The following is a 22,038-nucleotide window of genomic DNA, read 5'->3' as shown; positions in this document are numbered from 1 at the left end:
CGTACGGGGGTTGGGCGTTACTCAGCCGCGGTCACACGGTGGGCGTAGACCTGCTCGATCCAGCCCGCCTTGAACTCGGCCAGGTCGTCACGGAAGTTCGCCATCGAGGCACCGTAGGGCGCGACGACCCCGCCGGACTGGTCCGGCACGGACTGGCAGCCGTGCACGAGCCGGCCGCCGAGGGCGGCGTGGGCCTTGATGGACTCGATCCGGCGGTGCTCGTTGAACCAGCCGCCGTGGTAGACCTCGTCGAGCATCCCGCCCGTCTCGTCGTCCAGGTCGAAGACGACGGAGGTGGCGGCGGGGAAGAACCAGCACGGGCCGACGTTGGAGATGTGGCCGTCCAGCTCGACCTTGTTGAGGGCCATCAGCGTGGCCGCCTCGCGCAGCATGCGCAGGTGGTCGGCGGTGATCTTCGGGAGGCCGAGGCCGGCCAGGTGCTCCTCGCGGAAGAGGTACGAGTAGACCCCGTACGCCGTCGCCAGCACGCGGGCAGCATCCGACGTGGACTCGCCCTGCTTCTTGATGAAGTCGAGCGCGAGCTGCTCGACCGCGCTCTCGGTGGTCTCGTGCACGTCGAGGAGCTGGGCCTTGACCAGCTCCCAGTCGGCGACGAGCCAGGTGTTGGACTCGAAGCGGAAGAAGTACTCGGCCGGGTCGATGGTGATGCGCCGGCCGTCGACCTGGATGCCGGGCAGTCGGCTCCAGCGCGGGTCGAAGGCGTCGGGCAGCTCGACCGTGATGGTCGCGGTGTCGATGGTGGTCACCGTTTCTCCGTCTCTGATCGTCCGGGCCGGGGCATAGGAATGCCCGAGCCCGGTAGGGCGTACGGAACTTGGGGCCGCCCGGCCCGAGAGTGGGGCGGCTGTCGATAAGTGAACCGCCCGCTACGCAGAGTGGGTACGGTGTGACCGAGGTCAAGCGGTATACGCGGTTTACAGCTCCGGAGCGGAGGAGATCGTGCCAGCGCCGAACACCCCCAACTCCCGCCTGCGCGACACGATCAACGCCGCCGGGTGCACGTACGAGGCACTCGCCAAGGACGTGCGCCGCATCGCCGCCGAGAACGGCGAGCTGCTCCAGACCAACAAGTCGGCGATCTCCCACTGGGCGAACGGCACCCGCGCGCCGTCTGGCCGGACAGGCCCGTACCTCGCTGAAGCCCTCTCCCGTCGGCTGGGTCGCGTCGTCACCCAGACCGAGATCGGCCTCCACTCACCCGACGCGGAGCCGCTACCGGACACCGACCCCGTCACCACGGTCACGGACCTCGGCCGGGCGGACGTCGAACGCCGCCGCTTCCTCGCCATCGCAGCCTTCACCACGGCCGGCGTGGCCATGCCGCTCCTGCACGACCACGAAGCCACCTCCCGCATGCTCCGCGCCCGCACCGCCCGCACCCTCGTCGGCAGCGACGACATCGACGTCGTACGGCAGATCACCGCGGCCTTCAGCGCTGCCGACGAACGCCTCGGAGGCGGCCACGGTCTGACGACCGTCACCGCCTACCTCGCCGACACCGCAGCCCCCATGCTGCGCGGACGGTTCCCCTCAGAACCCTTACGCCAGGCCGCTTTCGGTGCCGTCGCCGAACTCGCCTACCTCGCAGGCTGGAAACACCACGACCTCGGCCACGAAGGCGCCGCCCAGCGCTACTACCAGGTCGGCTATCAGCTCGCCTGCGAAGCCGACCCCCACGGCCATGCCGCCTGGATGATGCGCGCCCTCGCCCACCAGGCCCTCAGCCTCAAGCAACCCCACCACTGCGTCGACCTCGTCGAAGGCGCCCTCACCCGCGGCCTCGGCCACGTAGACGGCCAGACCGAAGCCCTCCTCCACATCACCCACGCCCGCGCCTACGCCGCCACCGGCGAGAACCCCTCGGCCGCCCGTGCCCTCCTCGCCGCCGAAGACGCTCTCCTCCGGGACGACGGCCCACAGCCCAGCTTCTCCCGCGTCAGCGGCCCAGCCGCCGGCACCGTGGCCAGCCACACCGCCCGCACCCTTACCGACCTCGCCGACCACATCGGCACCGAGCAACAACACCGCGACGCCCTCACCCGCTGGGACCCGCAGAAGTACAAGCGCGTCCACGCCCTCACCCACGCCGACCTCGGCGACAGCCTCGCCGCCCAGGCCCGAGCCGACGAAGCGGTCGCCGCCTGGACCCAGGCCCTCGTCCTCATGGAGGGCATGACATCCGACCGCACCCGCAAGGCGATCTCCTCCATCCGCTCCACCCTCGCGGTCTACCAGCGCCGCCGTGTCCCCGGCGCCGCTGATCTCGCCCGCCGCGCCCGCGAGGCCCTCGCCTAACATGCCCAACAACCCGCCCGACGAAGGGAACTCCCGTGGCTCAGCAGACCGACGACCGCTCCCAAGCCCTCAAGCCGGCGCTCGACTCGATGACCCTGCTGGTCGCGGCCGTCATCGTCCATGACAAGGCCACCAACCGAGTCGTCCTCCTCCAGCGCAGCGAGAACGCCAAGTTCGCCCAAGGCCTGTGGGACCTCCCCGTCGGCAAGAGCGAACCCGGCGAACCCATCACCGCAACCGCGGTCCGCGAGCTCTACGAGGAGACGGGCCTCACCGTGAAGCCCGAGTCGCTCAAAGTCGCCCACATCATCCACGGTGCCTGGGGCGTCGAGGCCCCCAGCGGCTTCCTGACAGTCGTCTTTGCCGCCCATGAATGGACCGGCGAACCCGAAAACCGCGAACCCCGCAAGCACTCCCAAGTCCGCTGGGTCGACGTCAACGCGATCCCCGACGCCTTCGTCGACACCACCGCCAGCGCCCTCCACCAGTACCTGACTGGGGACTCCGAAGTGTCCTTGACTGGCTGGCTCTAGCCACACGGTTGGGCGGCCTTGGGCGGTCTGCGGATAGTCCGTGGGGGTGCTGAATGGGTCAGCGCGCGGAGTGGCTAAACAACTCCTTCGTTCTGGGTCCGCCCTCGTCGACGCTGGTCGCATGCGCTTTGTCGACAGCGGCCGGGTCTCTCCTCGGAGTCGAGCCACGGCTGGCGGTCGATCTCGCGGTCGAATCGGCGCCGACACTCCGTGTTCACTGAAAGCCAGGTTATGGCCGTGATCTGTGCGAACACCCTTCAGTCGGCGTGTTGTTGAGGAGCTCGATCACACTTGCCCGCCTCGCAGTCAGCCGCGAGCCGCTAGCCTTGCGGTACGGAAGACAACTGCCGGGGGCATGCGCCCTCTTCGCGCCTGACGCGGCAGTCGGATCGGCCCGAGAGGACCCGCATGATCGATCTTCCCGCCCCCCGGCTCACCGAGCATGAGCTGGTCCTGGATTCTGCAGACCCAGTACGAGGAGACGACCCCGCGGCGTCGGAGTGTGGGGTGCCGCCGCTCGCTGGCCGTATTGCTCTCGGCGGGCCGGAAGCGCGCGTCATTACACCCGCATTCCTTGCTGCTGACCCTGAGTTGAGAACTTATGTGACGGAGCACGCCCACCGTTACCTTTACTATCTGGTGGATCTCAGCGTGAGCTTCGTCCCCGGGCCGACGCACCCACGGCTGATCTCTGCAACCGTCGGACTGCAGCTCTCTTCCACCGCTGGCACCTCGGAACCTATCGCTCTGTCCATGAGCCCGTACCGGGTCTCTGACGTCTCACAGGTCCAGAAGTCCTGGCGACTGGGCCCGCAGCTCTCCCTTCTCGGGACAGACGCCTCGATCGGGGAGATCGGCAGGACCACCAGCCAAGCTGAACACCAGCTGTTCCTGCAGGCGTTGCGGCCCCTCCGCTCCGACCCGGCCTGGGAGTTCCGCCGTACCAGAACTAACGAGCTCGAGGGCAGCCACCTGCTCAGGCTCGTCGTACGGACGGCGTACGGCACCGCGACGGGGATCAGCTGCGCCATCACAGCGCGCGCCAAGACACCCCTGCTGCGCCGCTACCGGAAGGAACTGCCGAACCCCTTGCGGCTGGAGACTGTGCTGTGAGCGATAGCGAGGCCCTGAACCGAGCTGAGGTCGAGGCGCTGGCTACGTGCTTTCCCAACAGCCATGAGGCCGGCTCCTTGCTGCTCGCCGCTGGATATCCGCCCGCAGCCCTCCCTGCCTCCGCCGACACCGCTCGCTCTTACTGGGAGCGGGTCGCGGCAGCCATCGGCGCGGGCGTGATGCAGGATGGCCGACGTCGCATCATCGCGCAAGCGTTCAATAGCTACCCGTACAACCCGGCTTTTCAGTACGCCCATGCTCCCATGGACCCTTACTCCTCCACCATAACGATGAGCCCCTCGGCCAACCATGCGCCCTCCTCATCTACGCGGGACACAGCGAAACCGGGCGCCCTCCGGGTTCTTCTGCTGGGCGCCAGCCCCGACGACGAGGACCGGGTCCGCTGGGATGCCGAACTGAAGGCCATGTCGAGGGCCGCCGATCGCGGCTCCTTTGTGCTGGACGTCTGCGCGGCCGCAACCGCTCGGGACCTCAAGCGAATCAGGACGTTCCGCCCCGATCTCCTACACCTCGCCTGTCACGGCGAAGGGGAGTTTCTGGTCTTCGAAACCATTGACGGTGAAGCACACAAGATTTCTGCCTCCGACATCGTCGCCACCCTGCGGCTGGCACAGGAACAGACGGGTGTGCGGTTGCGGAGTGTTCTCTTGAGGTCGTGTGGTAGTTCGAAGGTCGCCGACGCTTTTACCGAGGTCGCAGAGACCGTCATCGCGCACCAAGGGGCGCTGAACGACCGGTGCGCTGCAGAGTTCACCACTCACTTCTACGAAGAGCTCGCAAGTGTCCATGATCCTGAACCCTCAGACTTCGTGACTGCGGCGCGTTTGGCCGCGCAGGACACCGTCAACCAGGATCAGTACTGTCGATCCGTGCTCAATGGGCTTGTCATCCGTCCGGCCGTGCCCTGACAACGAAGGAATCGCCATGTCTGCGCCTGAGCCGGACAGTCTCCCGCAACCGGGATCGCATGCCGAACTGGCTGGCACCACTCGCAAGCTCGAGGAAGGAGACCGGAAGCTCTTCGTCGCTGAACTTGGCAGCGCGTTCAACACAATGGACGAGCAGCGAGGGCTGCTCCGCGCCGCCAAGTTCCCAGAAACCCGCATTCCACAGCAGTCCGGAGACCCCAGAGCCTTCTGGGACCAAGTTCTGCACAAGATTGAACTCGGTGTGGGGGCCACTTGGGAGGCGTTGCTTGCTGCCAGCTTGGACGGGTACCCCGGAAACGGAACCTTTGGCGACTTGGCTACGCGCTACGGCTTTCCGGTTCCGGCCACGACCGCCGCCGTCGGGGAGAGTGCCGTGGCGGTCGACGCCGTCTCTTCGGCCCAAAATCCCGAGACCGTACAGATTGCCGTACAGGCGCCCTCGCTTCCATGCATCCCCGCTCTTTCTGAAATCCCCACACCCCCCGCTATGAAGGCGGCACCTGCGGCGGACATCACTGGTTACACAGGGTTGCTGGCCAACGCCGATCGACCTGACCACGGTTCTCTGATCGCCTTGTGGAAGGGGCGTATCGGCTCCTGGGATTCGCTGAACGACTTCCAGCGGAATGTCCTGATCGCCTGCCGAAGCGCTCTTGCTCAGCGGGGAGTCGCCCTTGTTTATGCCGTCACCAACAGTGGCAAGACCACACTTGCCCGCATCGCCATGACCATGGCTCTCAACGCCGAGAGCTCCGCCATCATGCTCCTGCCTACCAAAGCACTTGTGACCCAGGAGGTCGCAGAGTGGAAGGACTGGCATAGTGCCGACGGGCTGAAGAACATTAAGGTCTACGGCTCTTCCCGAGACTATCCGGAGAACGACCGTCCGGTGTCCAGGGGCCGCTACGACGTGGCTGTGGCAATCTACGAGAAATTGGGCGTGTACCTCGTCAGTGGCCGCAGCCCGCTCAGCCGGAGCGGCTTGGTCGTGGTGGACGAATTGCAGACCCTTGTCGAGGACAGCGAACGGGCAGCCAAGCTGGAGGCCCTTCTGACGCTGATCAAGATGCTGCCTAGGCATGAGCAGCCAGCCATCCTGGGCCTGTCCGCGGCTCTCGATCCTGCTGCCACGGAGCCATTGCGCCAGTGGCTCGGCGCCGGCGAACGTGTTGTCGTCAGCAACGAACGGCCAGTTCCTCTCGACACGTATGTAGTCGACCAGACGTCGAGGAAGGTGCAGAAGAACGCCCATCTGCTCAGCATGCCGGGCGCCCCTCCGCTGGAGGCACCCGAGCAGTCCCGGCACGGCTTGATGAAGTTGCGACGCCAGTACGAGCGGGCGATCAGGGGCCCAATCAAAGGGCTACCCACGGGTGAGCTCGCCGTCGCGCTTGTTGCGGACATCCTGGAGAAGGACCCGAACCGACGCATCATCTGCTTCGTTCCATCCCGGACCGCAGCCAGTGAGCTGGCGACAGCCATCCAGCGTGTTCTCAAGGCGGACCTTGGCCGGACCGAGAAGGGAACGCCTTGGGAAGCGGGCCGTTTCGCTGGGGATGGATCGCGTGCTCGCGATCACGAATACGCCCTGAATGAAAGAGTAACGCACTCGGATCTGCCGGAGCGCGACGAGATCATCAGAGGTCTGAAGGAAGGCGTCGCGCCGCACTCCTCCAGGTTCGCGCCAATGCTGCGGCGACTGCTGGAGGAGGAGTTCCGTTCCGAGGACGGCTTGCTGCGAGTGCTCGTCGCGACGGACACACTTGCTGTGGGCATCAATCTCCCTGCTGACACAGTCATCGCGACGAGTATCTCCGGTTGGTCAGGTACACCTCGCAGGCGGCGTGTCCTAACGGCAGCGGATCTGGATAACAAGGGAGGCCGGGCCGGACGTCGCGGACAGACCGCATACGAACGCGGCGAATTCTACATCCTTGTACCCGAAGAACGTGAGCTTCAGGAGATCGACGGCCTGACGAACCAAGAAATGAAGGAACTGTCGAGTATCGATGGTGTCTTCCGTGCGTTCGTCACCAGCCAGTCGCGGTCGGGCGTGGTCAGGTCCAAGTTCCGGGATCCGGTGACGATCAGTGGGCTGGTGCTCCAGGTTCTTTGTCAGGACGGATTCGCCCGGACTCCGGAAATGTGGGAAGCCAGAGTCCGTGAGATCCTCGACGGCCTGTTGATTACCCAAGAAGAGGGAACCGATCTCCCGAGCCCCGGGCGTGTGCAAGAGGAATTGGCCAAGCGACAGTGCATCGGCACGCGCTCGGCCCGCACTGACGGGCGCAACGGCAAACTGGCTCTGACCGGTATGGGTCTGGCGCTGGGCCGATCGGGGATGGAACTCGATGCGGCCAGGGATCTGGAGCGGCTCGCCAGATTGGCATGCGACGGTGCGGGGACGATCGACTTGTTGTGGAACGCGTGCCGAAGCAAGTCGATCGAGTCGGTGACGGAGTGGGTGACGCTTCCGCCAGTACCGGCCCGTCATCTGCCTTCCCTCAAGGATGCGGTTATCACCATGGCCCTCGCCTACTGTGCCGATACAGATACTCAGCGGCGGGATTGCGCGCAGTTCGTGGACAGCGGCAAGCACCACCCTCCCGAGCGTCTGGTGGCCGCCCGCAACAAGGTCATCTCGCCGGAGCTGAGGCACCTGTTGTACGCGTCGCAGCCGGAAGAAATTTCACGAGGGGATGTGAATGCCCTGCTGCGCTCGGTCGTCGCCTATGAGTGGATGTTTGGCATCCCTTTCGGTCAGTTGCGAGCCCGTTTCAACACGGCGATCAGGTCTGACGAGAAGCCCGAGAAGGGGCACGACCCGTCACTGAAACTGCACTACTCAGACGTTGAGCAGTTGTGCGAGCAGCTTGCTGGCGTTATCCGGGCGGCCGCCGACATCAGTCATAAAGATGGCATCGACCACTCTGGCAAGATGCGGTTGCTCGCGCTGGAGGTCGAGGCCGGGCTGCCATCCTGGCTCGCAGCGGTGTCCAAGATGCGCCTTCCCTCTCTTCATCGCCAACGCCTGGCCCAGCTCTGGGACGCACCCAGGCCGGGCCGGCTAGCAGAAGTCCTTGACCACCCAGCGCTGCGCGACAACCCTGGCATCACCAACGCGGATCGCCAGCGGGCCCGGGATGCCATTGAGGCGCGTGAGGTTGCGGAGGAGAAACTCCGCAACGTTATTGCTCGGCAGTGGGCTGACCAAGACATTCCGGACAGCGGCGGGAGGACGTTCGACGACCTTGCGGATGAACTGAACGACGCCAAGTCGTCCGTGGCCTACTTGGACCTGTTTGGTGAGGTGGTCACCCGCCTGGGTGTCGATGCGTCCGAAGCCGAGACGCAACGGAACTATGCGGTGTCGCGATGGTCTACGGAGGACCGAACGGTGACCGTCAAGGTGCCGCACGAGCGCCTCACTGCGGAAATGGTTGAGGAAGCAACGGGCGACCCATCGCTGATTGTCGTCCGGGGGACTGAGGTAGGGGTGGATGAGGCGCTGAAGCTCTCCACGCGGGCCCGCTTTGTGCAGCCGGAGCATGTGCTGTCTCTGCTGGCCACTCTGGTTCAGAACCGGGGTGACGAAGTTACGGGGCATGATGTGGTCGGAGGCCTGGGAGCGATCAAGGTTTCATCACTTGGCGCCGACGGCTGGTACCTCATCAACCCCGACACCGTCAGCGCGCCACCGCCATTCGAGGGGCCGATACCCGCGGCGGCTGTTTCGGGCCCTCTCCCTGATGCGCTGAGCGACGATGTACTTGCCTGAGAGCCTTTTCACAGGCGTGTCTCCGTTCGCTCTCCGCGTCGACGAAGCACGCGGTTCGAGGCGAAGCGTGGAGGCGGCGGGGTTGGACCGTCGCGCTGGCGACGCTGAGCTGTTCCGAGCTTCATGGAGTGCCCCGAGCGCAGACTCGGTGCCGCAGTCGCGTGCTTCGGAGGCCCCGAAGCGTTGACTCGGCGGTCCGCAGACAGTCCGCGGGACACCCGTAAACGGCCGTCGGGAGCCAACGCATGCCAACGAGGAAATCCCAGGTCAGCGCCCTGGGCGGGGCTCCGTCGCAGGTCAGGATCGGTCCTCAGACATTCCGCTTCAACGTCTGATGCGTCACATAGCACCACGTGGCTGATCTGGCAAACATGCAGGTCAGAAGGGGTCCACCTCTCCGGGGGTGGGCCCCTAGCTTTTCACCGTGCTGGATAGGTGCTGGATAATCTGACACCTCGTCACCCGTCATCACCCCTCATCACCTGCACCGTGCTGGATGGCTGACGCGTCCCCAAGCTGCGTGATGTAATCCCGGATGTGGGGCGGCATCCTGTCGGGGAGCGCATCCAGTGGGAAGAGCTTCAGGGCTTGGCCTTCGCCGAGAATCAGGTCGCCCTCGCTTCCTCCCCAGGTTCCGAGGAAGACGTGAGGTGGAGTCTTCGCCGGATCGTGAGGGGTTACCGCGACCTCCACGATTGCGGCCGGGGCGATCCCTGCTTCCTCGTGGATTTCACGAAGGACCGCCTCCATCGCTGTTTCCCCAGGCTCGATCTGGCCCCCGAGGAGCGACCAGTACCCCGGCCAACAGATATTCGGCTTCTCGTCTCGCAGTTGCAGAATGATCTCTGACTCCTCAGTCGTGATCATCGCAATGCATCCGGTCTTCGTGTTGAACGACCCAGCAGTCACAGAGCCCTCTCTCGGCACGCAAAACGGCGACTCCCACCGTAATGGTGGAAGCCGCCGTTTCGCCGTGCTGGATCAGGAGGCCGCGTTCTCCTTCTTCGCGCGGTCGTATCCGTACTTCAGGTAGCTCCTCCAGGCACCGTCGGCTGAACCGTCGGGCGAAAGCCTGTCCAGAGCGACCATGCCGGCCATGATCGCCGCACAGATCTCGTCCTGGACCTCGGGCGGAGTCGCGGAGACCACTCCGTCCGTCCCCCACCCCTTCATCCGCCGGTAGAGCTCCGCGGCCTCGTTGGCTTCCTCGGATACCTTCGTCACCAAGAGCAGCTCTTTGGCTTCGTCCGGGGCGCCGCTGCGACGCTCGTCGCGTCCACGCAGCTCCCGGATCTGGACCCACAGGTCTTCCATCTACTCCTCCGGTATCTCGCTGGGCCGCCCCCCGGCTCGGCTGAGCTGAGCGTCAGCGGCTACACAATGGGGTGCTGAGGCGGCCGGCCGAGCTGCCAGACCTCCCAGCCAGCCGCGCACCACGACGCGGCATCCACCACGTTCCGTACATCGACCAGGACCCGACGCTGCACATGGGCCGCAGCGGTGGACGGGAGCTTGGTGTCCTCGGTGAACTGCGGCCACTCGGTGGCGAGCACAACGACCTTCGCGCCGTTGAGGGCACCCTGAACGTTGTCCGCGTACGTGTACTCCGGGCGAAGGCGCCGTGCCGCCTCGTTGGATTCGGGGTCGAAGATGATCGTGCGAGCCCCAGCCTGGTGCAGGCGACCAGCGAGGTGGAGAGCGGGCGAGTTCCGTACGTCGCTGGTACCCGCCTTGAACGATGCGCCCAGAACCGCGATGGGGGCGCCGTCGAGGACACCCCCGTGGGCCCGGCGGACGAGCTCAAAGGCGGCGTCGAGGCGGCTGTGGTTCACGGCCTCGACGGCTTCGAGAAGTCCGGCGGCGTGTACGGCCCCGATCTCGCGGACACGGTGGGTGAAGGCCGCAGTGTCCTTGGGCAGGCAGCCGCCGCCGTAGCCGATTCCCGGCCTCATCCCGCCGTGGCCAATCCGCTTGTCGATGCCGACGCCGTACGCCACGGTATTCACGTCAGCGCCGGTGATCTCGCAGACCTCGGCCATCGCGTTGATGAAGGAGATCTTGGTCGCTAGGAAGCTGTTGGCAGCGGACTTGAGCACTTCGGCGGTCTGAGGGTCGGTGACGATCAGTTCGGCATCGCCGCGTGCCAGGATGGGCGCGTATACCTCTTCGATCGCCTTTTGAGCCTCGGCGGATGAGAGGCCGGCCACGATCCGATCCGGGTAGAGGGAGTCCTCGACGGCGTGGCCTTCGCGGAGGAACTCCGGGTTCCAGACCAGCTCGACGCCCTCGGCGGCGTCCACCGCCACGATCTCCTGGAGCCGGGCCACGGTCCCCACGGTCACGGTGCTTTTCCCGACGATGGTGCATGGCCGCTTGAGCAAGGGGGTGAGCGCACGCATCGCACCGATCACCTGGCTGACGTCGTAGCCGCGGCCGTCGTCGCGGAGCGGAGTCCCCACCGCGATGAAGTGCAGGTCCGCCCAGGCTGCTGCCTCGCTGAGGTCGGTGGTGAACCGCAGGCGGCCTGAAGGGACATGCTTGGCCAGCAAGTCGTCGAGGCCCTTTTCGTAGAAGGCTCCCCGGCCGCTCTGGAGAATCCGGCATGTCTCCGGATTCAGCTCGACACCGATCACCTCGTGACCCAGCTCCGCCATCGCGGCGGCATGCGGGGCGCCGAGGTGACCACAGCCAATGACTGAAACTCGCATTGCTGTCCGTTCCTTGTTGTCGTGGGGCGCATCGTCCGGTGCGCCCCACGACGCTATCGCTGTCTGAACCAGTGCTCTGCTACCGCGAGTTCGGCTCGCTAGTACGCGACCTTCAGCAGCTCGCACAGTCGTCCGAGGGCGTCCGTGGCGGACTGCCGCACGATGACGTCCCCGGTCTGGGCGCCTTCGATGGGGTACTCCTTGAAGGTGCCGTTCTCCATCAGGCCCTCCGGGTCGACGTAGAAGACCTTCATCCCCTTGGCGCGCGCCCGCTCCTGGACGGACCGGCGGTCGGCGTGCAGGCCTACCACCAGCAGGGCCTTGGCCTCGTCGTAGAGCGGGACGGGCGGGATCTTCTGGTCGTAGCGGCGGACGAACACCTCGTCGAGGCCGACTCGCGCCGGAAGGAGGTCGAAGTTGTGAGTGATGACGGGGCCGATCATGTGCCCCGAGCCGTGCAGGGCCTTCAGGGCGTGGTGGGCATCGGTCGGATCGGCGACGAAGCAGGCGGAGAACATCTTCACGAGCTCCGGAGCCTTGGTCTTCGGATCGACCAGCATCTCTTGGACGAGAGTGTCGGCCGCCGGAGACATGGTGAAGGCGTGTGACTGGGTGAGCGCGTTATCGCGGCGGGCCGTGACCCGATAGACCTCGTGGAGGAAGTGCAGCGGGGGGATGCCGGCCTCGATGCTCGTACCGCACCCGATCTCGACCTGGAAGGGGAGGTAGTCCAGGAGGCCGCTGAGGTCCTCGGCGATCGTCGGTTCTCCGCGCTGATCCTTGACTCGGATGCCGCCCGCGAGGACGTCCCACGGCAGGTTTCGCACGGTGCGAGAGACCTCGTAGCCGTCGGAGGTGAAGGTGACGTCGAGCGTTCGGAAGCCGGGCGGGGTGGCGCGGTCCGCGCGCTCGTCCTGCGGGTGGTCGTCGTAGCGCGAGATGGCGAAGCGGAGGTCGCCGCGGTGCCAGCCGTCCGGCTTCTGCCGCCATCGCCCCTGGGCGAGCCACCCCTCGACCGCCTTCGAGTAGTCCTCGATCTCGGCAGCGGGCGCCGTGATCGAGCAGTAGAGGTAGAGGTCGGAGAGCACGAGACGCGGCACGGGGAACGTGTAGTCGAGCCCGTACTGGTACCGGTAGTGGACGATGCGACGTCGTCCGTCGGCGTCCTCGCTCCAGCCGGACTGCTCGCGGTTGGCCGGGTCCTGGGTGCGCCGCCAGATCCCCTCCTCGATCGAGCGCGGGCGCTCGTGGTGGCTGCCGGCGAAGTGCTGCTCCCAGTCCTCCACCTGCATGGGGGAGAGCTGTTCGATCACGGGGTAGGGCAGGAACACGGTTCCTCCTCAGTTCATCGGATTGCCCATCAGGAGCTCGACGAAAGTGCCGCTTCGCAGGGCCTCGACGCAGTGCGTGAGTCGCAACAGCTCGTGGTCGACAACCAGCGCGGCTGCTGCGTCCGGCGTCACCCAGCGAATTTCGTCGTAGCCACCCGCAGGGGTGGTTTCGGCGTCGGTGTTGACCGTCGCGTGGTAGACGAGGTTCATTCCTTCGCGGTACCGGCCGGGCCATTCCGGCGCGTGATCGATGGCCAGCAGGCGCCCGGCCGACAGGCGGAGCCCGAGCTTCTGGTCCATGTGCCGGCTGAATGCCCGCCGGGGCAGCTCGTTGGGGTCGGCGGACCCCCCGGGCAGCCCCCACTTGGCTACCGACGTCCAGTAGGTCCGGTGGATGATCGCGAACAAGCCGTCCTGCTCAAGCAGCGCGAGAGCAGCAACCCGGCGAGGCGGCGGATCTTTGAAGGGGTCAGGCCGTTCGTCAGACATTCGCTCCTCCGTTCCAATCGACTGGTTGAACGTCTGGCGTGCTGATGGCCAGCTCTAGGCGAGGAGGGGCTGCGCCCGTGGCCTGGACAGCGAGCAGAGTGAGCGACGGCGTCAGCCACAGACTGAGAGCCCCAACTACCATCCCTAGGCCGGGTAACCGGATCGGCTCTGCCCTGGCATGCAGGCCCTTCACTGTGCGTCTCCCATCAGGGGCTGAGCAGACTTCCGAAGCGGCCCGGCTCATCGGCGTAGCTGATCGGACGGGCAACGATCTCGGCCTGCGTCATGACGTAGGGGCTGCGCGCGTCGAAGTGCAGGATGCGGCTTCCACCCAGTCCCGACGCCATGTCCTTGACCGGGTACCAGGCAGCATCGAACTGAAAGAGGTCACCGAGCTTGACCTCGTGAGGGAGCAGGAACTCCTCAGACGTTCCGAGCGGGCGACTCATGCGATGCGCCGCCCCTCCGGCCGGGGGACTTCGAGCGCGCTCGTGGCGGGGGCCCGCGCCACGATCCAGCGGGCGAAGTCGTAGGCGTCGGCGGAGCTGAGCGAGATGTGGACCAAGCCGTCGAATCCGCCGTCGTCCAGCTCGTTCACACCCGCCGCGTAAGCCGCCCCGGCGACCCCCATGAGCTTGAGGGCTTCCTGGACGTCGGGCACCGCGTTCTGCGCGATGAGTCCGGCCGTGATGCGCGGAGTTCTGCCGAGCTGCTCAGTCTGTGCCGTGATCTTGTTGCTCATAGCGGTCCCCTTGATCTGCGTCGCGTGGATGCCAACACGAACGTAGGGCGAGCGCGGGCCAACTCCCAAACAGATTGCGCGAGTTTGCAGCAGCTCGATTGACGGGGGCGAACAGCGGATCGACCATCGATGTGTCGCGCAATCCGGCGCAAGGCAGAAGACAGGGGAACGACCATGAAGCTACGGTTCCTTGGTAAGAACTCCGCGAACGGAGACTGCCCCACCCTGTACGCAACCGACCGGGACACCTACCTCGTGCAGGGCTGGAGGATCTTCGCCAACGAGCTGCTCATGCAGCTCGACATCCCCGAGGGGCAGACCGCCGTGGAGGTCCCGACGGAGCTGTTCGAGCACCTGACGAAGGACGGACTGCCTGCCGGAGAGATCAAGCGCCTTGAGGACCCGCTCATGGTGCTGACGCCGGAAGGCACGTTCATCGTCCAGGGCCTGGAGGTGACCGACCCGGAGGCTCTGGAGCAGATGTCGATTCCGGACTACGAGACCGTGGTCGAGGTCCCCAGGGCCGCGATCATCGCCCTACTGGAGGAACCGCGTGGAGCTGATCTCCAGCGCCGAGCGCAACCGGCTCTTTGAGACGTTCGAGCATGACGCCTTCCACCTGGAACTGCGAGATGACTACACCGTTCCGAACGAGGCGTCACCGTTCACCAGGTGGCTGAGCGGCGAGCCCGACGATCTCCAGTGGTTTGAGCCCTGGGCTCGGGAGATGCGGCGCGTTACGGCGGACGGTCGGACTGTGCGCCGGGTGCGAGTGGTGACTCAGCCGCACAGTCCGTACATCCAGTGGGAGCACTCGCTCACGGACGGAAACGAGCAAGCCGGTGAAGACATCAGGTGGCTTCCGCGGCATCTGCTTCCAAGCGGGCTCCGGCTGCCCATGGACGGCAATGACTGGTGGCTGTTCGATGATCGGCTCCTGGCAGTCGGCCACTTCGATCACGAGGGCCGGGTGCTGGGCTCGGAACTGATCGAGGACGTGGACGCCGTGGAGGAGTGCATCCGAGTTCGCGATCTCCTCTGGGCTAGTGCCATCCCCCACGCCGAGTACAAGCCCTGACCGACCCGTGAGCAAGCAGGCACAAGAAACTCGCGAGGCGCTGGGCGCCCGGTTGCGCGGATTCCGTAAGGATGCGGGGTTCAGCAGCGGCCGGGCGCTCGCGGCTGCCCTCCGTTGGCAGGAGTCGAAGGTCTCGCGACTCGAAAATGGCAAGCAGAACGCGAGCGAGGACGACATCCGAGCGTGGTGCCGCGTCACCGGCTGCCAGGAGCACGTCGACGACCTCATTGCCCTCGTCCGGCACATCGATGAGCTGTGGCTCGACTGGCGCCGGCAGCTCAGCACCGGGATTGAGAAGCGGCAGAAGCAGTCGCTACCCGTCTACGCCAAGACCAACGCGTTCCGCATCTGGCATCCCAACCTCATTTGGGGAACCTTCCAGACGGCTGACTACGCCAAGGCGATCTTCGAGCAATCCGTCAGCATGTATGAGATCCCTGACGACTCGGAAGCCGCAGTGGCCAAGAGGCTGGAGAGGCAGCGGTACCTCTACGAGGGGAATCGGATCTACAACGTCCTGCTTGGGGAGCAAGCGCTCTACTCCAATGTCGGCGGACCGCGGGTGATGCAGTCGCAGCTCGACCGCTTGACGGCACTGATGGGGCTGGCGCGGGTGAGCCTGGGCATCGTGCCCAAGTCAGCGCCGACGAAGATTTGGCTGGGCCACTCATTCTCGATGTTCGACGACAAGCTCGTCCTCGTTGAGACGTGGTCTGCCGAGATGTCAGTGACTCAGCCCCGGGAGATCGAGCTCTACACGCGGGCCTTTGCCTTGCTGAAGCAGTCGGCCGTCTACGGCGACCCTGCCAGGGCGCTGATCGCGTCGGCCCACGCCCACTTCAATCACTGAGAGGAAAGCCATGCCTGTAGCACCCAACTGGCGGACGAGTTCGTACACCGGCACGGAGACCTGTGTCGAGGTCGCAGACGATGCGCCCGAAGGCGTCATGGTGCGCGACAGCAAGTGCCGGCATCGCGGCACCATGACGGTGGCCCCCTCCGCCTGGTCCTCATTCGTCGAGCACAGCAAGGTCGCGGACCCTTTCTAGTCCCGCTGTACAGCGAACGACCGGCCTCGTCGATCCCGTGATCGGCAAGGCCGGAAGGCTATGCCGCAGCCTCGGTCTCTAGGCCCGCGTATCCGTCAACGTACTCACAGCCGTTGAGACTCTTCGGACTCGTCTTCGAGGAGCTCCCAGCCCTCGGGAACGAACAGCTCGACGTCGTCCGGCTCCTCGGACAGGTATTCCTGCACGTAGGTGGTCTGTGTGGCTCCGGGCACTCCCCTGTAGGGCTGCCCGATCACCAGCATCAGGTTGAACTTCGCGTCGCTCGGAGCAACGACCTGGGCGCTCATGTGACCTCGACTTCGTACGCAATGCGGCTGGCATCGTCAGCAGCCGGGCACCACCCCGGCCGGACGCTCGACCGCCGCAACGCAGCGACCAAGCGTTTCGCTAGTCAAACTCTTCCTCTTCATCGGGGAGGAGATCGACGAGCACGCCGCAGCGTGGGCCCCGATCCCTCTGGGGTTCGAGACCAGGGACGGCAAGAAGAAGGTCGTCGAGGTCTTCTTCGCCCCCCGCGAGCGGGGCAAGGGCATCATGCCCACGGCCTCGACGTACGGGTATCACTGGCGGAAGGCGCTCAAGGCGGCTGGCCTCGTCAATCCGGACGGCAGCCCGAAGTACACCCCACACAGCCTTCGGCACTTCTTCGCCTCGACCGCCCTCGCGAACGGCGTGCCGATCCACGAGGTCTCGCGCTGGCTCGGTCACAAGTCGATCAAGACCACCGTCGACATCTACGGCCACCTGGTCCCGGAGGCATGGGACCGCTGCCGTGACATCATGCAGAAGGCCATGCGCCCGGAGGCCCCTCAGGAGTCCTCCGGCTACGACACCGCAGCCTGACGGTGCTGGATGTGCTGGATGAACTCGCACCGTGCTGGATTGGTGCTGGATGGGCACCTCGGAACCCGCGTTTTCGCAGGTGGGAGCGCTGTGCTGAACGTTCCGCTTCAACGTGTGATCGCAAACCCATAGGCGGCCTGACCTGCGAGAACGCGGGTCGGGCCGTTCTGCTGTCCGCAACAGTCCGCAGAACGGGTCGACCTGGAGGGGTAGCACGCTGCTGAGTTCTTCGAACTGTAGGCGCAATCTCGCGCAGATGTCTCTATATCCGTGCGTTAGCTTGATCGTTCACGTCTGCAGTGGGGAGGGGCGTCGTGAGTGGACTTGCGCCTGACTTGGAGTTCATCGCGGAGGGCATGATCCGCGGTTCCATGGGGTTGATCGAGACGATGCGTGGGGCTCGGGACACCGCCATCGCGCTGGGGCATGAGCTGGTGCGGCAGCAAGGGATGGCCGGCGATGACGACGCAGGCCGATCGTTTGCCAAGGTCTACGCGTCGGCGGCGTCCACGACTCTGGACAAGATGGGCTTCAGCTCGTACATCCTCGGGGCCACGAGCCGTGGTCTGATGCGCAATGCCCGTGAATTCATGGCTCAAGAGAGCCGCACGGCGTCGGCGTTCCTGGGGAAACAGGTCGACCTGACCGTGGGCATGGGTGACCCGGGCGCCGACTGCACGGAGAGCTACCTCGGCCTCGGGCGGGAGCTCCCCGGAGTGGTGGGCGAAACCGCTTGGTACGACCAGTACGCGCCGGGAGGACGTAGCGATAGGTTCCGTGGTTCACCGGAGAAGATCCGCGACGTCGCCAGGTCCTGGCAGCAGGCTGGTTCCCTCTTGCAGCGGTTCCTGGAGGATGCCCAGACCTACGCCTCGACCGCAAGCAAAGCGCACTCGGGAGAGGCAGCAGATGCCTTCCAGTCGCACTTCAAGCACTGTGTGGGTCTTACCTGCCCTCCAGCAAAGGCGCAGCAGGACGAGCCGTTGGTGACGAACCTGGTGGCCGCCTGCTCTCAGCTCGCGAAGGCATGTGCTCGGTACGCCGATCACGTGGAGGCCGCCAAGGCGAAGATCCGGGACCACAAGAACGACCTCTTCGAAGTGGACATGCCCTGGGACACGCCCATGTTCGGAGGCAACGGCTACGACGGCGGGCTGCGCGATGCCGTTCTCGCCGACTCCTGGATACACGACCTGGGAGACGTCGCCCACGCGCTCGACTCTTCCGCAGCCCGAGTCACGCTCCCCGATGCAGAAGGTCCTGCGACACCCGGGCTCCCTGGGGTGCCGTTCCTGCCTCCGCTCATCCGCCTGCCCGTTCCCTTGCCGATCAGGCTCGCCTCGTACGCGGGGACTCCTGCGCTCCTGCCGATGGTCAACTCTGTCGATCCCGGCATCCCGTTCGCTGATCCCATTGCCCCGGTTCCTGGCACTACCAAGCTGCTCACCACCCCAGAGCAGCAGCAATTCCGTATGTGGATGAACTCGCTCACGCCTGGCGGCTTCGCCGGCGGCGGAGGCCCGAGCGACCCGGACAACGCCTACCAGTTGCGCACTTCCGGGTATCCGGAACGGGAGGTGCCACTGGCCGGGAAGAACCGTGGACTGATGGTGGACGGCATACGGCCCGTTGACGGATACCTCGTCGAGGCGAAGCACGTTCGTGATCCCGACTGCAAGAAGAAGAGCTTCCGATCCCTTGACCGCTTGGAAGAGACTTTGACCAAACCGGTCAAGGTGGACTCGCAGGGAAAGATCGCTTGGGATCCCGTCATCGACTCCATGTACGCCGGAGACGAGAAGGAGCTCGTCCGATACAAGCAGGCCATGGAGAACCCCGCGAACAGCGAGATACGGGGACTGGAGATCGTCACGAACGGCAAGGACAACGCTGCCTACTGGCAGTCCATGATGGCGATGTCGGGTACGCCAGGCTCGACGCGATACGTGCCGTGAGACAGAGGAAGCCCGTGCCCACTGAACGGAACATCCGCACCAATTTCGCCTTCTACCCGCCCCAGGGCGACGGCGGGGCTTGGCGCGCCACGGCTGAGTCTCTGGAGAGGGCTCTGAGGGAGGCGTTTCCCGAGCCGGCCGTGGAGTATCGGATCTCGGGGATCCACAGCGTCCCTGTCCTCGATTTCGAGATCGAGCTCGCGCCTGGCGTATGGATCGACGGGACGGCGTCGATGCCCAAGCCCGACTATGCCTACATCACTCTGACCGACGTGACCGCAGACGAAGCCGCGGTCTTCGCGCGGTGGCTTCGGGACTCCTTCGTGCCCGCACCACACCTCGTCTGGTTCGCGAGCAGCCTCGCTGTGGCGAACGGCGAGCAGGACCCGTGGCCGCTGCCTGCCGAGGGTGGCGACGAAGACATCGCCGCGGAGCTGCGCAGGCACCTCGACTCCGTCGAGACCCCGTAGGCCAGTCCGCAGACAGTCCGCAGGACACCCGTAGACAGCCGTCGGGACCCAGCGCACACCAACGGAGAAATGCCTGGTCAGGGCGGTGCGTGCGGCTCCGCCGCCGGTCAGGATCGGGCCGCAGACATTCCGCTTCAACGTCTGAGCGGATGAATGAGTGCCACGTCGCTGACGTGGCAAACATGCAGGTCGGAAGGGGTCGACTCCGTCAGGAGTCGGCCCCTTGTTGTTTCCCGTGCTGGGATGACGCTGAGATGTCTGACCGTTCATCAGCTGTTCGGCCCGGCCGGAGGGTGTCACGAGTGGTACGTTATTAGGTACCACTTGAGGGAAGAGGTCAGGTCATGTCCATAACCGCGAGCGAAGCCCGCAAGGAACTCTTTCCGCTGATCAAGAAGGTCAACGAGAACCACGAGGCCATCGAGATCGTCTCGAAGCACGGCAACGCCGTGCTCGTCTCGGCCGAGGACTACGCGGCGCTGCGCGAGGGCTCGTACCTGCTGCGCTCTCCGGCGAACGCCCGGCGGCTGCTCAAGGCGTACGAGAATGCCCTGGCCCACATCAACGTGTCGGAGCGCGAGCTGATCGATCCGGACTCTGCGGACGCGGGTGCGGGTGCTGCGTGAGGCTTGTCTTCGAGGATCAGGGCTGGGAGGACTACACGTCCTGGCTCAAGAACGACCGCAAGATGCTCACCCGGATCAACAAGCTCATCGAGGACGTCAGGCGTGACCCGTTCACGGGAATCGGCAAGCCCGAGCCGCTGAAGTACCACTTGCCGGGGGCTTGGTCGCGACGGATCGACGATGAGCACCGCCTCGTCTACCTGATTACGGACAAAGAGATCGTCATCCTCGCTGCCCGGTATCACTACTGATCACTGAGTGCTTCGTGTGTGCGGAGATGTGCTGTCGGTGGGCCGTGGCAGTGGACACCTCTCTACGGTCCACGGGGCCGTTGACCGGCGAGGAGTCCGGGCCGTTCATCTACTTCCCGATGCGCTACAGCATGGCCGGGCCCTGCTGGAACGGCATCGGTCACCTCTCCGGGAATAGGTCGGTACGGTCGATCCAGGTGGGGGCGACGAAGATGCTCTCGCCGACGGGGGCTTCGGAGGCTTCCAGCAGCGACCACGTGCGGGACTCTTCGACCAGGTGCTCCCAGGGCGTGGTCCAGTCGAGTTCCCAGTCCAGGGTGGTGCCGGAGATGCCGTACGTGCGGCCGGCGTCCACCCGCCAGAATTGGGAGTAGAGGATCACTTGGGCGTGGTCGGCCAGGTCGTTGATGATCTCGGCGAAGTGGGCTGAGGGCCAGCCAGGGGCGTCATCCGCAGCAGTGTCTCGTAGGCGCGCGGTGAGCGGTGGGACGACAGGGCTGCGGGCGCCGAGTTCGGTCAGGGCCCAGCGGATGCCGACGGGCTCGCTCCAGTCGGGTGAGGTCGCCCGTTCCAGGCAGGCACGATCGGCGCGGCCCAGGGGCTCGACCGCGCCGTCGATCTCCAGGTTCGCCAGGGCCATCGCTGCCCATTCCCGGACGGTGGGGTCGCCGCTGTCCAGTAGGGCGATCAGGGCGGGGCCGCAGCGTGGGTCCGCTACCTCTTCGAAGGGACGAGGGCCTCGATGGGGGACGTCATGATGCCACCGGGTGGCCGCGGCGCCAGAAGGTGGGGAGCCACCAGCAGAGCACCGAGTGGTCGTCGGGCCACGGGACGCGGTCCTCGGCTTCCCAGTCCTCGAAGGAGTCGCGCGTCAGGTCGATGGGGCGCCAGGCAGGGTCGAGCGGCTCGTCCGTCGTCGGCGGGCGGACGTACTGGCGGCCGTGTTGGTCGCAGGCACCGAAGTCCTGGTAGTTGAGTTGGGCCTCGATCAGGGAGACCTTGTTCGCGCCACCATTCATGGTCGGCCAGCGGAACTGGACCGCGTCGTCCTCCCAGAAGCAGACGGGGCAGATCTCCCAAGAGCCGGGCATGTCGTCGAGCACGCGGCGCCCGCAGCAGGGACAGGGGTAGGAGTCGCTCACCTGCGCAGTCTCGTCGCAGGTCCGGCCGGTGCGCCACGGATTTCGGTGCCTCGCATTTGAAGCCAGTCCGCAGACAGTCCGCAGGACACCCGTAAACGACCGTCGGGACAGCTACGTTTCGTAGACCGTGGAGCGGTGTCCGACGTGAACGACCCACACCACCAGCTCTCCGTTGTCGATGGTGTAGACGATGCGGTAGTCGCCGACGCGCAGGCGGCGGCGCTCGGGCTGGGACACGAGTGCGGTGGTGTTGAAGCCGAAGGGGTCGCTCTCCAGCTCGGTCAGCTTGGCCAGGATGCGCAGCGCCATGTCGCGGGGGATCTTCCGGAGCTCGGCCTGCGCCTCGGGCCGGAAGACGGTTGGGTACTCACTCACCGCGTGCCAGCGTCTCCCTCATGATGTCCTCGATCGGGATGCCGGGCGCGGGGTTGGCCATGCGCTCGTCGATGATCCGGTTGATCTCGCGCTCTTCCCACTCCTGGTACTTGCGCAGGACCTCGATGGAGACGACGGCGGCGACCTGCTTGCCGCGCCGGGTGATCACGGTGGGCACGTCGTCGCGATCGGCGCGCTCCACGACCTCAGCCAGGTGCGCGCGCACGTCGCGGATGGACTCTATGGGCAGTGGCTGCGTCATGCGCTC

The 22,038-nt window shown here is 65.7% G+C and carries 27 protein-coding genes and 1 other RNA gene; 14 read left to right on the top strand and 14 right to left on the bottom strand.

Translation table 11 applies throughout. From position 1 onward, the window contains the following. Positions 1-17 precede the first annotated feature (17 nt). A complete protein-coding gene (locus OOK34_RS06520; protein WP_267032051.1) occupies positions 18-767 on the bottom strand; it encodes a hypothetical protein in 750 nt (249 codons plus the stop codon). 193 nt (positions 768-960) lie between these two features. Here OOK34_RS06520 and OOK34_RS06515 point away from each other — a divergent pair, with 193 nt between their 5' ends. The 5 genes from OOK34_RS06515 (at position 961) to OOK34_RS06495 (ending at position 8,690) form a co-directional block, all read left to right on the top strand. After that, the gene (locus OOK34_RS06515; RefSeq protein WP_267032913.1) at positions 961-2,316 is read left to right on the top strand and encodes a tetratricopeptide repeat protein; all 1,356 of its coding nucleotides are present in this window, start codon (positions 961-963) and stop codon (positions 2,314-2,316) included. A gap of 35 nt (positions 2,317-2,351) precedes the next feature. Beyond that, positions 2,352-2,849, top strand: a complete 498-nt coding sequence (locus OOK34_RS06510; protein WP_267032912.1) for an NUDIX domain-containing protein — start codon at positions 2,352-2,354, stop codon at positions 2,847-2,849. A 753-nt stretch (positions 2,850-3,602) separates the two neighbouring features. Continuing rightward, the gene (locus tag OOK34_RS06505) at positions 3,603-3,962 is read left to right on the top strand and encodes a hypothetical protein (RefSeq protein ID WP_267032911.1); all 360 of its coding nucleotides are present in this window, start codon (positions 3,603-3,605) and stop codon (positions 3,960-3,962) included. Next, positions 3,959-4,891 (top strand): CHAT domain-containing protein, encoded by a 933-nt coding sequence (locus OOK34_RS06500; RefSeq protein WP_267032910.1) that lies wholly within the window; start codon positions 3,959-3,961, stop codon positions 4,889-4,891. The genes OOK34_RS06505 and OOK34_RS06500 overlap by 4 nt, the downstream gene beginning before the upstream one ends. 16 nt (positions 4,892-4,907) lie before the next feature. Then, positions 4,908-8,690: a DEAD/DEAH box helicase gene (locus tag OOK34_RS06495; protein ID WP_267032909.1), complete on the top strand. Its 3,783-nt coding sequence runs from the start codon at positions 4,908-4,910 to the stop codon at positions 8,688-8,690. A gap of 468 nt (positions 8,691-9,158) precedes the next feature. Here the strand turns inward: OOK34_RS06495 and OOK34_RS06490 are convergent, their stop codons facing one another. The 7 genes from OOK34_RS06490 to OOK34_RS06460 form a co-directional block, all read right to left on the bottom strand. Further along, positions 9,159-9,557, bottom strand: a complete 399-nt coding sequence (locus OOK34_RS06490) for an NUDIX domain-containing protein (protein ID WP_267032908.1) — start codon at positions 9,555-9,557, stop codon at positions 9,159-9,161. 114 nt (positions 9,558-9,671) lie between these two features. Further along, positions 9,672-10,004, bottom strand: coding sequence for a hypothetical protein (locus OOK34_RS06485; protein ID WP_267032907.1), 333 nt, complete (start codon positions 10,002-10,004; stop codon positions 9,672-9,674). 59 nt (positions 10,005-10,063) lie between these two features. Then, positions 10,064-11,398 (bottom strand): UDP-glucose/GDP-mannose dehydrogenase family protein, encoded by a 1,335-nt coding sequence (locus tag OOK34_RS06480; RefSeq protein WP_267032906.1) that lies wholly within the window; start codon positions 11,396-11,398, stop codon positions 10,064-10,066. A 98-nt stretch (positions 11,399-11,496) separates the two neighbouring features. Then, the gene (locus tag OOK34_RS06475) at positions 11,497-12,729 is read right to left on the bottom strand and encodes a hypothetical protein (protein WP_267032905.1); all 1,233 of its coding nucleotides are present in this window, start codon (positions 12,727-12,729) and stop codon (positions 11,497-11,499) included. A 9-nt stretch (positions 12,730-12,738) separates the two neighbouring features. After that, a complete protein-coding gene (locus OOK34_RS06470) occupies positions 12,739-13,218 on the bottom strand; it encodes an NUDIX domain-containing protein (protein ID WP_267032904.1) in 480 nt (159 codons plus the stop codon). A gap of 206 nt (positions 13,219-13,424) precedes the next feature. Beyond that, the gene (locus tag OOK34_RS06465) at positions 13,425-13,667 is read right to left on the bottom strand and encodes a hypothetical protein (protein WP_267032903.1); all 243 of its coding nucleotides are present in this window, start codon (positions 13,665-13,667) and stop codon (positions 13,425-13,427) included. Further along, positions 13,664-13,960, bottom strand: a complete 297-nt coding sequence (locus OOK34_RS06460; protein WP_267032902.1) for a hypothetical protein — start codon at positions 13,958-13,960, stop codon at positions 13,664-13,666. Before OOK34_RS06460 ends, OOK34_RS06465 begins: the two co-directional genes overlap by 4 nt. Positions 13,961-14,134: 174 nt before the next feature. Between OOK34_RS06460 and OOK34_RS06455 the strand changes: the two genes are divergently transcribed. The 4 genes from OOK34_RS06455 to OOK34_RS06440 are packed head-to-tail and all read left to right on the top strand — an operon-like array spanning position 14,135 to position 16,087. Beyond that, the gene (locus tag OOK34_RS06455; protein ID WP_267032901.1) at positions 14,135-14,554 is read left to right on the top strand and encodes a hypothetical protein; all 420 of its coding nucleotides are present in this window, start codon (positions 14,135-14,137) and stop codon (positions 14,552-14,554) included. Then, complete coding sequence (locus tag OOK34_RS06450; protein WP_267032900.1) at positions 14,514-15,038, top strand: DUF6879 family protein; 525 nt, start codon at positions 14,514-14,516, stop codon at positions 15,036-15,038. Before OOK34_RS06455 ends, OOK34_RS06450 begins: the two co-directional genes overlap by 41 nt. Before the next feature lie 7 nt (positions 15,039-15,045). Next, positions 15,046-15,888: a helix-turn-helix transcriptional regulator gene (locus tag OOK34_RS06445; RefSeq protein ID WP_267032899.1), complete on the top strand. Its 843-nt coding sequence runs from the start codon at positions 15,046-15,048 to the stop codon at positions 15,886-15,888. Between the two features lie 10 nt (positions 15,889-15,898). Then, on the top strand, positions 15,899-16,087 hold the full coding sequence (locus OOK34_RS06440; RefSeq protein ID WP_267032898.1) for a DUF397 domain-containing protein: 189 nt from the start codon (positions 15,899-15,901) through the stop codon (positions 16,085-16,087). A 104-nt stretch (positions 16,088-16,191) separates the two neighbouring features. On the opposite strand, the gene OOK34_RS06435 is transcribed toward OOK34_RS06440, so the two are convergent. Together OOK34_RS06435 and OOK34_RS06430 are read right to left on the bottom strand one after the other, a co-directional pair. Beyond that, positions 16,192-16,395 carry a hypothetical protein gene (locus OOK34_RS06435; RefSeq protein WP_267032897.1) on the bottom strand — a complete coding sequence of 68 codons (204 nt, stop codon included), beginning with the start codon at positions 16,393-16,395 and terminating at the stop codon, positions 16,192-16,194. A 21-nt stretch (positions 16,396-16,416) separates the two neighbouring features. After that, an RNA gene (locus OOK34_RS06430) (hammerhead ribozyme type II) lies at positions 16,417-16,498 on the bottom strand. A 144-nt stretch (positions 16,499-16,642) separates the two neighbouring features. On the opposite strand from OOK34_RS06430, the gene OOK34_RS06425 reads away from it, so the two are divergent. The 5 genes from OOK34_RS06425 to OOK34_RS06405 all read left to right on the top strand — a co-directional run bounded on the left by OOK34_RS06425 (position 16,643) and on the right by OOK34_RS06405 (position 20,253). Continuing rightward, positions 16,643-16,951, top strand: coding sequence for a tyrosine-type recombinase/integrase (locus OOK34_RS06425; RefSeq protein ID WP_323183404.1), 309 nt, complete (start codon positions 16,643-16,645; stop codon positions 16,949-16,951). Positions 16,952-17,265: 314 nt separating this feature from the next. Then, positions 17,266-18,906, top strand: coding sequence for a restriction endonuclease fold toxin-2 domain-containing protein (locus OOK34_RS06420; protein WP_267032896.1), 1,641 nt, complete (start codon positions 17,266-17,268; stop codon positions 18,904-18,906). A gap of 14 nt (positions 18,907-18,920) precedes the next feature. Next, on the top strand, positions 18,921-19,376 hold the full coding sequence (locus OOK34_RS06415) for a hypothetical protein (protein ID WP_267032895.1): 456 nt from the start codon (positions 18,921-18,923) through the stop codon (positions 19,374-19,376). Between the two features lie 344 nt (positions 19,377-19,720). Further along, positions 19,721-20,002, top strand: coding sequence for a type II toxin-antitoxin system Phd/YefM family antitoxin (locus OOK34_RS06410; protein WP_267032894.1), 282 nt, complete (start codon positions 19,721-19,723; stop codon positions 20,000-20,002). Further along, entirely contained in the window at positions 19,999-20,253 is a 255-nt protein-coding gene (locus tag OOK34_RS06405) for a Txe/YoeB family addiction module toxin (protein ID WP_267032893.1), read from the top strand. The genes OOK34_RS06410 and OOK34_RS06405 overlap by 4 nt, the downstream gene beginning before the upstream one ends. Positions 20,254-20,413: 160 nt before the next feature. Here the strand turns inward: OOK34_RS06405 and OOK34_RS06400 are convergent, their stop codons facing one another. The 4 genes from OOK34_RS06400 to OOK34_RS06385 form a co-directional block, all read right to left on the bottom strand. Beyond that, the gene (locus OOK34_RS06400) at positions 20,414-20,893 is read right to left on the bottom strand and encodes a hypothetical protein (protein WP_267032892.1); all 480 of its coding nucleotides are present in this window, start codon (positions 20,891-20,893) and stop codon (positions 20,414-20,416) included. A gap of 112 nt (positions 20,894-21,005) precedes the next feature. Beyond that, positions 21,006-21,395, bottom strand: a complete 390-nt coding sequence (locus OOK34_RS06395; protein WP_267032891.1) for a CPCC family cysteine-rich protein — start codon at positions 21,393-21,395, stop codon at positions 21,006-21,008. Between the two features lie 111 nt (positions 21,396-21,506). Then, a complete protein-coding gene (locus OOK34_RS06390; protein ID WP_267032890.1) occupies positions 21,507-21,770 on the bottom strand; it encodes a type II toxin-antitoxin system RelE/ParE family toxin in 264 nt (87 codons plus the stop codon). Next, the gene (locus OOK34_RS06385) at positions 21,763-22,032 is read right to left on the bottom strand and encodes a type II toxin-antitoxin system Phd/YefM family antitoxin (protein WP_030744248.1); all 270 of its coding nucleotides are present in this window, start codon (positions 22,030-22,032) and stop codon (positions 21,763-21,765) included. Before OOK34_RS06385 ends, OOK34_RS06390 begins: the two co-directional genes overlap by 8 nt. Positions 22,033-22,038: the final 6 nt, after the last annotated feature.

The organism is Streptomyces sp. NBC_00091 (assembly GCF_026343185.1).
Lineage (GTDB): Bacteria > Actinomycetota > Actinomycetes > Streptomycetales > Streptomycetaceae > Streptomyces.
The sequence above is the reverse complement of the archived record's forward strand: the minus strand, read 5'-3'. Positions and strand labels throughout refer to the sequence as shown.